Below are 11,480 nucleotides of genomic sequence, written 5' to 3'. Positions count from 1 at the left end.
TCCGAGTCGGGGTGGCGGTGGGGGCTCGGCGCCCCCACCGCAGGGGGTCACGCCTGGTTCGAGGTGATGTAGGTGACGGCGTCGCCGACGGTCTTGAGGTTCTTGACCTCGTCGTCGGGGATGGTGACGCCGAACTTCTCCTCGGCGTTGACGACGATCGTCATCATCGAGATCGAGTCGATGTCGAGGTCGTCCGTGAAGGACTTCTCGAGCGCGACCTCGTCGGCCGAGATGCCGGTCTCGTCGGTGATGAGTTCGGCGAGTCCGGCGAGGACCTCGTCAGTGGTGAAAGCCATGATGTCTCCTTGTTCGATATGGCTGGGGGCGTTGACCGCGAATCAGTCTAGAGGCGCGGAGTCTCGGCTCACGGGAGCACGACGACCTGTGCGCCGAACACCAGACCGGCACCGAAGCCGATCTGGAGTGCGAGGCCGCCGCTGAGTTCGGGATGCTCTTCGAGCAGGCGATGGGTGGCGAGGGGCACGGATGCCGCAGAGGTGTTGCCCGTGGTCTCGATGTCGCGGCCGATCAGGACCGTGTCGGGCAGGCCCAGCTGCTTGGCGAACTCGTCGATGATGCGCATGTTGGCCTGGTGGGGCACGAAAGCGGCGAGATCGGATGCGGTGACGCCGGCCTCCTCGAGGGCCTGACGTGCGACCTTCACCATCTCCCAGACGGCCCACCGGAACACCGTCGGGCCCTCCTGACGGAGCGTGGGCCAGGGCGAGGTACCGTCGCGGAACTCGACGAGCGTGGCATCCATGCCCACCGCATCCGCCTTTGAGCCGTCGGATCCCCAGATGGTGGGGCCGATCGCCGGGGTGTCGCTCGGACCGATCACGACGGCACCGGCGCCGTCGCCGAGCAGGAACGAGATCGTCCGGTCGGTGGGATCGACGACGTCGGAGAGCTTCTCCGCGCCGATCACGACGGCGTAGTGCGCGACGCCCGCGCGGATGAGAGCGTCGGCCTGGGCGACGCCGTAGGTGAAGCCCGCGCATGCGGCGTTCGAGTCGTACGCCGCCGCAGGGTTCGCCCCGATCCGGTCGGCGACGACGGCCGACATCGAGGGCGTCTGGCGGACGTTGCTGATCGTCGCGACGATGACGAGGTCGATCAGCTCGGGAGAGACACCGGAGCGCTCGACGGCCTCCTTCGCGGCGATCGTTGCGAGATCGGTGGCGCTCGTGGTCGCGTCGGCACGCACGCGCGTCACGATCCCGGTGCGCTGGCGGATCCACTCGTCGCTCGAGTTGATCGGCTCGATGAGGTCTTCGTTGGGGACGGCGTTCTCTCCGCGGGCGGCGCCGTAGGAGAGGATGCGCGTGTACTGCGGACCCGTGGTCTGGCGAAGGGTGGGGGCGGTCATGCGTTCTCCTCCGAGAGCAGCGCGACGGCCGCATCCAGGTCGTCCGGGGTCTTGACGGCGACGGCGGGAACGCCGCGCAGTCCGCGCTTGGCGAGACCGGTGAGGGTGCCCGCGGGCGCGAACTCGATCAGGCCGGTGACACCCGCCTCCGCGAAGGCGGCCATGTCGAGGTCCCAGCGCACCGGGGAGGCGACCTGGCCCACGAGCAGTTCCAGCGCGCGGGCGCCGTCAGCGACCTCGGAGCCGTCCTTGTTCGTCCAGAGGGTGAGCGTCGGGTCGGATGCGGTGAGCTCTGCGGCCGCGGCCGCGAGCGCCTCCACGGCGGGCTGCATGTAGCGCGTGTGGAATGCGCCGGCGACCTGCAGAGGAACGACGCGGGTGCCGCGAGGGGCTTCCGCGGCGAGGTCGCTGAGTGCACCGAGCGCACCGGCGGCGACGATCTGACCGCCGCCGTTGTAATTGGCCGGGGTGAGATCGAGCTCGGCAAGACGGGCGAGGACGGCTTCTTCGTCGCCGCCGAGGACGGCGCTCATGCCCGTCTCGACCTGCGCGGCCGCATCCGCCATCGCGCGTCCGCGCACACCGACCAGGCGCAGAGCCGACACGTCGTCGATCACGCCGGATGCGGCGAGTGCCGCGACCTCGCCGACCGAGTGCCCGGCGACACCTGTGGGAAGTCCGGCCGCGCGCGCCACGAGGGCGTGCCAAGAGATCAGGCCGGCCGCGACGATGAGAGGCTGCGCGACCTTCGTGTCACGGATCGCATCGGCATCCCACTCGGTGCCCGCCGCGGTGAGATCGACCTGTGCCGCCTCCGAGAGCTCGTCGAGCCGGGCGGCGACGCCGTCCAGCTCCAGCCAGGGCGAGAGGAACCCGGGCGTCTGGGAACCCTGCCCGGGGAAAAGACCGATGATCACCGTTCTATCCTGCCAATCTCCCCGACCGGGGTATGGATGTCATGCGACAAGAAACGCGGGTTCCTTTGCAGATACCCGCCAATTATCAGCGCGGTCGGCGTGTCCCGGCCGCGCGGCGACGCGTGTTGTCCGTTCCGATCGCGCCCAGAACGAGGGCGGTCTGCAGGATCAGCGCTTCGCGGGGCCCCGTTGCGTCCCAGCCGATGACGTCGGACACACGCTTCAGCCGGTACCGAACCGTGTTGGGATGCACGAAGAGCTCCCGCGCCGTCGCCTCGAGCGAGCGCCCGTTGTCGAGGTAGCTCCACAGCGTCGTGACGAGGTCGGAACTGTGCGCCTTGAGCGGCCGGTAGATGCGCTCGACGAGGGTGTGCTTGGCGAGCGGATCTCCCGCCAGTGCGCGCTCGGGCAGCAGGTCGTCGGCTTCGACCGGGCGGGGCGCGTTGCGCCAGGCGCGGGCCACCGCGAAGCCGGCGAGGGCGGCGCGGGCGCTCTGGCCTGCGTCGACCAGGGCGGGGACGGTGGGGCCGAGAACGAGATGGCCGGTGCCGAAGCCGGGCTCGAGACGCCGCGCGATCTCGGGGAAGGGGAGCTCGGACTGCTCGTCGCCGCCCGCGCGGTGATCGGCGTCGGTACGTCCGATCACGAGCACAAGACGGGAGCCCTGCACGCCCACGAGGACGTCGACGCCGAGCTTGCGGGCCATGCGCCGCAGCTGGTCGACATCGAACTGCGGCGGGGTGGTGCCGACGAGCACCGAGACCTCGCCGTGACCGTGCCAGCCCAGAGCGGCGATGCGGCTCGGGAGCTCTTCGTCTGCTTCGCCCGTGAGGATGGAGTCGACCACGAGAGCCTCGAGGCGTGCATCCCAGAGTCCGCGAGCCTCGGCGGCGCGCGCGTAGACGTCGGCTGCCGTGAAAGCGAGTTCGCGGGAGTAGAGCAGGATCGCCTCGCGCAGGTCCTCACCGCGGCCCGCAACGCGCTCCTCCGTGACCTCGACGGTGACGCGGATGAGCTGCAGCGTCTGCTGCAGGCTCACCGAGCGCAGCAGCTCGCGGGGAGCCGCGGCGAAGATGTCCGCCGCGATCCACGGCGTCGCCGTCGGATCGTCGTACCACTGGATGAAAGAGGTGATGCCCGCCTGGGCAACGAGGCCCACCGAGGAGCGCCTGGCCGGCGGCATGTCGGCGTACCAGGGGAGCGTGTCCTCGAGGCGCTTGAGAGTGACCGTGGCCAGATCCCCGGAGATGCGTCGCAACCAGGCGAGTGTCTCCGTCTTGTCCGACGACGACTCCGGGGATCGGCTCATTCTCAGCTCTCGCCGCCGGCGTTGCCGGACGTTCCGGCGTTCACGTCGTGCAGACGGTACTTCTCGATCGCCTGCCCGATGACGGACCGGTCGAGGCGACCCTCATCGACCAGGCCCTGCAGGGTGCGCACGACGATCGAAGGACCGTCGATCTTGAAGAAGCGACGGGCGGCCGCGCGGGTGTCCGAGAAGCCGAAGCCGTCGGCGCCCAGGGTCAGGTAACGCCCGGGGACCCACTGACGGATCTGGTCCTGCACCGCGTGCATGAAGTCGCTGACACCCACCACCGGGCCCTGCGCGTCGCGCAGCTTCTCGGTCAGGTACGCGGTGCGCGGCTCCGCCTCCGGGTGGAGGAAGTTGTGCTCCTCCGCGGCGAGGCCATCGTTGCGCAGCTCGGACCAGGAGGTCACCGACCACACGTCGGCGCTCACGCCCCAGTCCTCGCTCAGCAGCTTCTGCGCCTCGAGCGCCCACGGCACACCCACGCCGGAGGCGAGGATCTGCGCGCGGTGTCCGTCGCCGGAGCCCTGCGAGATGCGGTGGATGCCGCGCACGATGCCGTCGACGTCGACACCCTCCGGCTCGGCGGGCTGCACGATCGGCTCGTTGTAGACCGTGATGTAGTACATGACGTTCGGGTCGGGGTGGTTGCCGCCGTACATGCGGTCGATGCCCGAGCGCACGATGTGGGCGATCTCGTAACCGTAGGCCGGGTCGTAGGAGACCGTTGCCGGGTTCGTCGATGCGAGCAGGTGCGAGTGACCGTCGGCGTGCTGCAGTCCCTCACCGGTCAGCGTCGTGCGCCCGGCGGTGGCGCCGATGATGAAGCCGCGACCCATCTGGTCGCCGACGGCCCACTGGGCGTCGCCGGTGCGCTGGAAGCCGAACATCGAATAGAAGATGTAGACCGGGATGAGTGGCTGACCGTGCGTCGCATACGCGGTGCTCGTCGCGGTGAACGCCGCCATGGCGCCCGCCTCGTTGATGCCGACGTGCATGATCTGGCCCTGCGGGCTCTCCTTGTACGCAAGGAGCAGCTCGCGGTCGACCGAGGTGTAGTTCTGGCCGTTCGGGTTGTAGATCTTCGCGGTCGGGAAGTACGCGTCCATACCGAACGTGCGAGCCTCGTCCGGGATGATCGGAACGATCCGCTCGCCGAATCCCTTGACGCGCAGCAGGTCCTTCAGCAGCCGGACGAACGCCATGGTCGTCGCGATCTCCTGCGTTCCCGAACCCTTCTTCGGCAGCGCATACGCCTTGTCGTCCGGCAGTTCGAGGCCGACGTGCGTGGTGCGGCGCTCGGGCAGGAATCCGCCGAGCTTGCGGCGACGCTCCACCATGTACTGGATCGTCTCGTCCTGCGCTCCGGGGTTGTAGTACGGAGGCTGGTACGGGTTCTCCTCGAGCTGCGCGTCCGAGACCGGGATGTGCATCGCGTCGCGGAAGTGCTTCAGGTCGTCGAGGGTCATCTTCTTCATCTGGTGGGTCGCGTTGCGGCCCTCGAAGTGCGGACCCAGGCCGTAGCCCTTGATGGTGTGCGCGAGGATGACCGTCGGCTGGCCCTTGTGCTCGACGGCCGCCTTGAACGCCGCATACACCTTGCGGTAGTCGTGGCCGCCGCGCTTGAGGTTCCAGATCTGATCGTCGGTGTAGTCCTTGACCAGAGCGGCGGCGCGCTCGTCGCGACCGAAGAAGTTCTCGCGGATGTACGCGCCGTTCTCGGCCTTGTACGTCTGGAAGTCACCGTCGGGGGTGACGTTCATGAGGTTGAGCAGTGCGCCCTGGTCGTCGTTGGCGAGCAACGAGTCCCATTCGCGGCCCCAGATGACCTTGATGACGTTCCAGCCTGCGCCGCGGAAGAAGCTCTCGAGCTCCTGGATGATCTTGCCGTTGCCGCGGACGGGGCCGTCGAGGCGCTGCAGGTTGCAGTTGACGACGAAGGTCAGGTTGTCGAGCCCCTCGTTCGCGGCGACCTGGAGCTGACCACGGCTCTCGACCTCATCCATCTCACCGTCGCCGAGGAATGCCCAGACGTGCGAGTCGGACAGATCCTTCATGCCGCGGTTGGTGAGGTACTTGTTCGTCATCGCCTGGTAGATGGCGTTGATGGGTCCGAGTCCCATCGAGACAGTGGGGAACTGCCAGTACTCGGGGAGCAGACGCGGGTGCGGGTACGAGGGGAGACCGAGGGGTGCTGCCGACTTCTCCTGGCGGAAGCCGTCGAGCTGCTGCTCGCTGAGTCGACCCTCGAGGAAGGAGCGCGCGTACATGCCGGGGGAGGCGTGGCCCTGGAAGAAGACCTGGTCGCCGCCGTTGGGGTCGTCGAGCCCGCGGAAGAAGTGGTTGAAGCCGACCTCGTAGAGCGCTGCCGAGGAGGCGTACGTCGAGATGTGACCGCCGACGCCGATGCCCGGGCGCTGCGCACGGTGCACGGTCATGGCCGCGTTCCAGCGGATCCATGCGCGATAGCGGCGCTCGATCTCCTCGTCGCCGGGGAAGTCCGGCTCGTTCTCGGGGGCGATCGTGTTGATGTAGTCGGTGGTGGGAACCATCGGCACACCGAGGTGCAGCTCACGCGAGTCCTGAAGGAGGCTCAGCATGATCTCGCGACCGCGCCCGCGGCCCTTGGCCTGGACGAGCTGCTCCAGCGACTCGCGCCATTCCGCGGTCTCTTCCGGATCGCTGTCGAGGGGGCCCTGCGAGTACGGATCCTGTTGGTTGACAGTCACGAGACGCCTTTCATCACACGGCAGGTCTTGCCGGAAGGAACCATCGGGTTGGTGCGAGCCTTGTCGGCAGTGGACAAATGCACCGTCGTCCAGCTTAGCGAGTGTGTAGACGCCCCCGGGTGACATGGCGAATCGGCTCCGGGGCGGCCGCCGCCTAGACTGTCCACGAAGGGCCTTTAGCTCAGCTGGTAGAGCGCCACGTTTACACCGTGGATGTCGTCGGTTCGATCCCGGCAGGGCCCACCGAGCGAGGGGCCCCGCGCGTCGCGAAGGCGACGTGTGGGGTAGCGATGGGGGAGGCCCACCGAGCGAGGGGCCCCGCGCGTCGCGAAGGCGACGTGTGGGGTAGCGATGGGGGAGGCCCACCGAGCGAGAGGCCCCGCGCGTCGCGAAGGGCTCGACTCATGCCGCCCTGTCTCGACGACGAGCGAAGAGCGCCCTCGCGGGCGAGGCGGCGAGGAGCGGATCATGACCCCGTATCTCCGCCGACCGGTTCACGCGGCGAACCGGGAAGGCGTGGTTCTTCCAGCAACCCGCGCGCACGCGTGACGGCTCAGCAGCCGGGGCCGCGCGGATTCTGTGCGCAGGTCTTGTCGACGAGGGCCGTGCGAGCTTCGAGGACGCGCAGCGTCTGCGGAGCCGCATCCGCGACCACGGTGCCATTGACCGCTCGGGTCGTCACGCCGAAATCGACGACGGCTGCGTAGGCCACGCTCACGGTGACGGAGTACTCCCCGGGGGAGGCGAAGGTATGGCTCGTCGGTGTCGGCGTGAACTGGGCTTGTCCGAGGGCGGCCCATGGGGCGCCGCCCGTCGACGACGTACCGATCGTGCCGTCGCCGTAGTCGAATCGGAATCCGACCGGGGTGAAGCGCACCGTCACGGGGCGATTGAACAGCGTTCCCGCGACCGTGTGCTCGGACGCTCCCGCGATGACGTTGGTGGGGAGCCCCGCAACACCGAGTCCCGCCGGCTCCGCGGCGAAGGACGGTGGTTGCGGAGTGAATGCCGCGAGATCAGCCAAGGTGACCGCGGGAATCTCCTCGGTCGGCTCGTCCTGCGGAATCTGTTCGTAGAGGAGGTCCATCCCCGGCGTACGTTCCGGCTCAGCAGGAGCCCTCCCGCCGCCGCCGGGACCCCGCGCCGGGATCCACTCCGACCCGCCGTCGTTCGTTCCCGGCTGCGTCTGTGTCCCCTCCACGATGACCGACGTGCCGTCGGTGCTGGCGCATCCGCCGTAGTCGAGCTCCGCAGGGGTGCATGGCGCTGCAGCGCTGACCGATGTGAGGATGCCGGCGATTAGTGAGAGCTCAAGAACGTGTGTCAGCATCGCCCCGAGATCTCGCTTGGCCGGACTTCCTTGATCTGAGACTCAGTGAGGTCCATGTCGACTGCGATCGATTGGATGTCGGCGCGCTCGTCGGCCACCATCGACGTCCCGTCCGAAGCAACTACATCGAGGTTCGAGACATCTAGACAGACTGCCAGGGTGGCATCGGTAGCCGACCACGTCAGCGTCTCCGCATTGAAGTATGAGCGTTCCCCTTGGAATGAGGCGCCCTCGGCATGTAACTGCGACAGCGACTCTCTGGAGGCCGCGTTGAAATCTCCAGCGGTCAGGTCATAGACGGGCTCAAAGGTGGCGGGATCGCTGAGGTCAACCTGATTCAGCGCATCGATGTACGCACGGTAGGTAGCCTCTGCGGCGGCGAAGGCTTCAGCCTCGGAGGCGAAGCCCGTCGGGGTGGGCGTCGGCTCGGGCGAGGGGGTCGTGCAACCGGCGAGGCCCAGCGTGACGAACAGGCCGATCATGGCCGCAATCGAGACGTGACGCCGGGACATGCCGACACGGTAGCGGCGAGCACGTGACGTCGGCAGGGCTTATCCACAGCCGGCGGGCACCCGCACCCTGCGCACCCTGCGCGCCTTGGGCGTCCAGAGCGTCGGAGATTCGCGCGGAGGTCGGAGGATTCGGGTGGAAACCTCCGACGGAACACCGAAACTCCGACGGGCGTGCAACGGGCGGATGGGTGCGACGCGCACGCATCCCGCGGTGCCGGAGCGGGGGAGGAGAGGTCAACCCCAGCGGCGTACGGCCCAGCGCTGCACGAGGGCCAGCAGTGAGTCGGTGAGCTTGCCGAACACCGCGAGCAGGATGATCGCGAGCACGATCTGATCGACGCGGCCGGTGTTCTGGCCGCGGAGGAGCAGGAATCCGAGCCCCATCGAGGCGCCGAGCAGTTCGGCAGCCACGAGGAAGAGCCACGCCTGCACGAGCGCGAGCCGGAGCCCCGAGAACAGAGCGGGCAGCACCGCGGGGAGCTGCACCGTGAAGAACAGACGCAGGCCGGTGTATCCGAACGAGCGGCCCATCTCGACGAGCTGGGCGTCGACGTGGCGCAGGGCGAGCGAGACCGTGGTGAACACGGGGAAGAACGCGCCGATCGCGATCAGGATGATCTTCGACTGCTCGCCGACCTGGAACCACACGATCAGCAGCGGCACCCACGCGAGGCTGGGCACGGCACGGATGACGCCGAGCGTGGGGGAGAGCAACGCGTCCCAGAACCGCGACAGCCCGATGAGGCCACCGAGCGAGATTCCGAGCAGCGCGCCGACGGTGAACCCGATGATCACGCGCTGCACCGAGATCGCGATGAACTGCCACAGTTCTCCGCGCTGGGCGAGATCGACACCGGCGGTGATGACCGCCTCCGGGCTCGGGAACTTGTACCCCGGAACGACGGGTGCCGCGGGGTTGGTGAGCAGGCACCACAGTGCGATGAGCGCGACCGGCACGGCCCAGCCCAGGAGGGCGCGCACGCCGCGTCGTGACAGCCGTCCGCGTGCGGAGGCGGTCTGCGGCGTGCGGGGCGCGGTGCCGGTCGTGCTCATCGTCGTGTCGTCCTCTCGGATGCGGGACTCAGCCCTTGGCCTTCTCGGCGAACTCCGGCGCGAAGAGAGTGTCGAGCGCCGTGTCGACCTTGTCCTGCGAGGTCACGTCGCCCAGCGAGACCTGGATCGCGCCGATCGGGGCGAGCACGGCCGACAGCGCCGACCCGGGCACGGGATCGACGTCGAGACCCTCCCGCTCGTCGATGACCTTCTGCGCGACGGCCGGGTCGATCGCCGCAGCGTCGGCGAGGATCTGCGCGGTCTTGTCGGGGTTTTCCAGCGCCCAGGCGCGCGCCCGCTCGTAGGCGTCGACGACGACCTGGACGACCTCGGGGTGGTCCTTGATGATCGACTCGGTGGCGTTCAGCACGCTGTAGGAGTTGAAGTCGAGGTTGCGGTAGAGGAGCTTCGCGCCGCTGGCCTCCGCCGAGGCCATGATGGGGTCGAGTCCCGCCCACGCCTGCACAGAACCGCCCTGGAGCGCCGCCCAGCCGTCGGCGTGGATGAGGTTCTGCACAGTGACGTCGTCGATCGACAGGCCCTCCGCCTCCAGCGCCTGCACGAGGAAGAAGTATGGGTCGGTGCCGAGCGCAGCCGCGACCGACTTGCCCTTCAGGTCGGCGACGGAGGTGATGTCGGAGTCTGCGGGCACGACGAGTGCCGACCACTCGGGCTGCGCGACGACATCCACGATCTGCTGCGGAACGCCGTTGGCACGGGCGAGGAGCGCGGCGGAGCCGGCCGTGGACCCGAAGTCGATGGCGCCGGCGCGCAGCGCCTCGTTGGCCTTCGACGAACCGAGCGACTGCACCCATTCGACGTTGTATCCGTCGGCTTCGAGCCAGCCCTGGTCCTTGATGATGAGGCTGAGCGGGTTGTAGGTCGCCCAGTCGAGCTTGATGGTGACATCGGATGCGGCGGCGTCGCTGCCCGCGGGAGCGGGAGCGTCCTCTCCGGCGACACAGCCTGAGAGGGCGACGGCGGCGACGGCGAAGCCGGCGAAGGCACCGAGGAGACGGCGAGAGCGGGACATGGCAAGCCTTTCGATTGCTGTGGAAAGGGAGAGTGTGGAAAGGGAGAGATCAGTGCGCGTGGCGGTCGATGCCCAGCGCGCCGAGGAGATCGGCGCGGAGCTCGGCGAGCTCGGCTGAGCCGCGGTCGCGCGGCCGGGTTCCGGGAACCGTCACCAGGCGCTGGATGCGGGCGCCCGCCGACCCTGCCTCGACTCCGAGAACGATGACGCGGTCGGCGACCTGCAGGGCCTCGTCGACGTCGTGCGTGACCAGGAGCGTCGTCGTGGGCGCCTCATCCAGGATCGAGAGCAGGAGATCTTGCATCTTGAGTCGTGTGAGCGCGTCGAGGGCGCCGAACGGCTCGTCGAGCAGCAGCACGCCGGGCCGCCGCGCGAGCGCGCGGGCGAGCGAGGTGCGCTGCGCCATCCCGCCCGAGATCTCGCGGGGGCGGTGGTGGGCGAAGGCGGTGAGTCCGATGAGCTCGAGCAGCGATCCGATGCGCTGCGAACGTTCTTCGCGGGAGAGGCCCGGTGCAAGCCCGAGCGCGATGTTCTCCGATACGGACCGCCAGGGCAGCAGACGCGGCTCTTGGAAGCCGATCGCGACGCGCGCGTCGTGCGCGGCGACGGGCTCGCCGTCGATCGTCACCGATCCTTCGCTGGCGCGGTCGAGGCCGCCGGCGATGCGCAGCAGCGTCGACTTCCCCGAGCCGGAGGCGCCCAGGATCGCGACCAGTTCGCCCGGCTCGACAGCGAGATCGATCCCGTCGAGCACGACGTGCGTGCCGAAGGTACGCCCAAGGCCGTCGAACTGCAGACGGGATGCGGGCGCTCCCGCATCCGGATGGACGCGGTCCGTGGCGACGGCGGTGCTCATGGCGGGCTCCTCGGGGCGGACGGGGGTCGAGTCCCGAAACTAACGAGCCTGGTCGGTCGGAGCACACCGGCCGACACGGGAGGTAACAAGCCGTCACCGCACCGCCGCCGTGGTGCCCGGTGCGCTGGCGTAGGTTGGAGGGGTGAACGCTGCCCACGCTGACCAGTTGCGCCTGTTGGATCTCGCCGACATCGACGCCCGCCGCGCGCAGGCCGATCACGCCCGACGCAATCCTCCGCAGGCCGCGCGCATCGGCGAGCTCGTGAAGGTCAAGCAGCAGCTCGCCCAGGAGCTCGCCGCACGCCAGAACGTCGTCGACGATGTGACCGTCGAACTGCGACGCGTGGAAGGCGACGTTGCGCTGGTCGTCGC

The 11,480-nt window shown here is 68.8% G+C and carries 10 protein-coding genes, 1 tRNA gene and 1 pseudogene; 2 read left to right on the top strand and 10 right to left on the bottom strand.

Features of this window, described 5'->3' with window-relative positions:
• Positions 1–47: 47 nt before the first annotated feature.
• The 5 genes from QE377_RS00060 to aceE form a co-directional block, all read right to left on the bottom strand.
• Positions 48–296, bottom strand: a complete 249-nt coding sequence (locus QE377_RS00060) for an acyl carrier protein (protein ID WP_019182110.1) — start codon at positions 294–296, stop codon at positions 48–50.
• Positions 297–364: 68 nt separating this feature from the next.
• Positions 365–1,369, bottom strand: coding sequence for a beta-ketoacyl-ACP synthase III (locus QE377_RS00055; protein WP_307318420.1), 1,005 nt, complete (start codon positions 1,367–1,369; stop codon positions 365–367).
• Positions 1,366–2,286, bottom strand: coding sequence for an ACP S-malonyltransferase (locus tag QE377_RS00050; RefSeq protein WP_307318417.1), 921 nt, complete (start codon positions 2,284–2,286; stop codon positions 1,366–1,368). Before QE377_RS00050 ends, QE377_RS00055 begins: the two co-directional genes overlap by 4 nt.
• An 85-nt stretch (positions 2,287–2,371) precedes the next feature.
• Positions 2,372–3,595, bottom strand: coding sequence for a CdaR family transcriptional regulator (locus tag QE377_RS00045; protein WP_137416865.1), 1,224 nt, complete (start codon positions 3,593–3,595; stop codon positions 2,372–2,374).
• 2 nt (positions 3,596–3,597) lie between these two features.
• Positions 3,598–6,324 carry a pyruvate dehydrogenase (acetyl-transferring), homodimeric type gene (gene aceE / locus QE377_RS00040; protein ID WP_307318410.1) on the bottom strand — a complete coding sequence of 909 codons (2,727 nt, stop codon included), beginning with the start codon at positions 6,322–6,324 and terminating at the stop codon, positions 3,598–3,600.
• Between the two features lie 170 nt (positions 6,325–6,494).
• Here aceE and QE377_RS00035 point away from each other — a divergent pair.
• Positions 6,495–6,567 (top strand) — tRNA-Val (locus QE377_RS00035).
• Positions 6,568–6,877: 310 nt separating this feature from the next.
• On the opposite strand, the gene QE377_RS00030 is transcribed toward QE377_RS00035, so the two are convergent.
• The 5 genes from QE377_RS00030 to QE377_RS00010 all read right to left on the bottom strand — a co-directional run bounded on the left by QE377_RS00030 (position 6,878) and on the right by QE377_RS00010 (position 11,108).
• Positions 6,878–7,654 (bottom strand): PKD domain-containing protein, encoded by a 777-nt coding sequence (locus QE377_RS00030; protein WP_307318408.1) that lies wholly within the window; start codon positions 7,652–7,654, stop codon positions 6,878–6,880.
• Positions 7,648–8,136, bottom strand: coding sequence for a hypothetical protein (locus QE377_RS00025; RefSeq protein ID WP_307318406.1), 489 nt, complete (start codon positions 8,134–8,136; stop codon positions 7,648–7,650). Before QE377_RS00025 ends, QE377_RS00030 begins: the two co-directional genes overlap by 7 nt.
• Positions 8,137–8,400: 264 nt before the next feature.
• Entirely contained in the window at positions 8,401–9,219 is an 819-nt protein-coding gene (locus QE377_RS00020) for an ABC transporter permease (protein WP_307318403.1), read from the bottom strand.
• A gap of 28 nt (positions 9,220–9,247) precedes the next feature.
• The gene (locus QE377_RS00015; RefSeq protein ID WP_307318401.1) at positions 9,248–10,252 is read right to left on the bottom strand and encodes an aliphatic sulfonate ABC transporter substrate-binding protein; all 1,005 of its coding nucleotides are present in this window, start codon (positions 10,250–10,252) and stop codon (positions 9,248–9,250) included.
• Between the two features lie 49 nt (positions 10,253–10,301).
• The gene (locus QE377_RS00010) at positions 10,302–11,108 is read right to left on the bottom strand and encodes an ABC transporter ATP-binding protein (protein WP_307318399.1); all 807 of its coding nucleotides are present in this window, start codon (positions 11,106–11,108) and stop codon (positions 10,302–10,304) included.
• A gap of 142 nt (positions 11,109–11,250) precedes the next feature.
• Here QE377_RS00010 and QE377_RS00005 point away from each other — a divergent pair.
• Positions 11,251–11,480 (top strand): annotated as a pseudogene (locus QE377_RS00005) (DNA-binding protein); the annotation flags it as partial.

This window comes from Microbacterium sp. SORGH_AS_0862 (assembly GCF_030818795.1).
Lineage (GTDB): Bacteria > Actinomycetota > Actinomycetes > Actinomycetales > Microbacteriaceae > Microbacterium.
This window is presented reverse-complemented; position numbering and strand designations above follow the sequence as displayed.

Coding starts and splice junctions, on each gene's coding strand:
- QE377_RS00015 (WP_307318401.1), bottom strand. CDS start 10,252: ATGTCCCGCTCTCGCCGTCTCCTCGGTGCCTTCGCCGGCTTCGCCGTC.
- QE377_RS00045 (WP_137416865.1), bottom strand. CDS start 3,595: ATGAGCCGATCCCCGGAGTCGTCGTCGGACAAGACGGAGACACTCGCC.
- QE377_RS00010 (WP_307318399.1), bottom strand. CDS start 11,108: ATGAGCACCGCCGTCGCCACGGACCGCGTCCATCCGGATGCGGGAGCG.
- QE377_RS00025 (WP_307318406.1), bottom strand. CDS start 8,136: ATGATCGGCCTGTTCGTCACGCTGGGCCTCGCCGGTTGCACGACCCCC.
- QE377_RS00030 (WP_307318408.1), bottom strand. CDS start 7,654: ATGCTGACACACGTTCTTGAGCTCTCACTAATCGCCGGCATCCTCACA.
- QE377_RS00055 (WP_307318420.1), bottom strand. CDS start 1,369: ATGACCGCCCCCACCCTTCGCCAGACCACGGGTCCGCAGTACACGCGC.
- QE377_RS00020 (WP_307318403.1), bottom strand. CDS start 9,219: ATGAGCACGACCGGCACCGCGCCCCGCACGCCGCAGACCGCCTCCGCA.
- QE377_RS00060 (WP_019182110.1), bottom strand. CDS start 296: ATGGCTTTCACCACTGACGAGGTCCTCGCCGGACTCGCCGAACTCATC.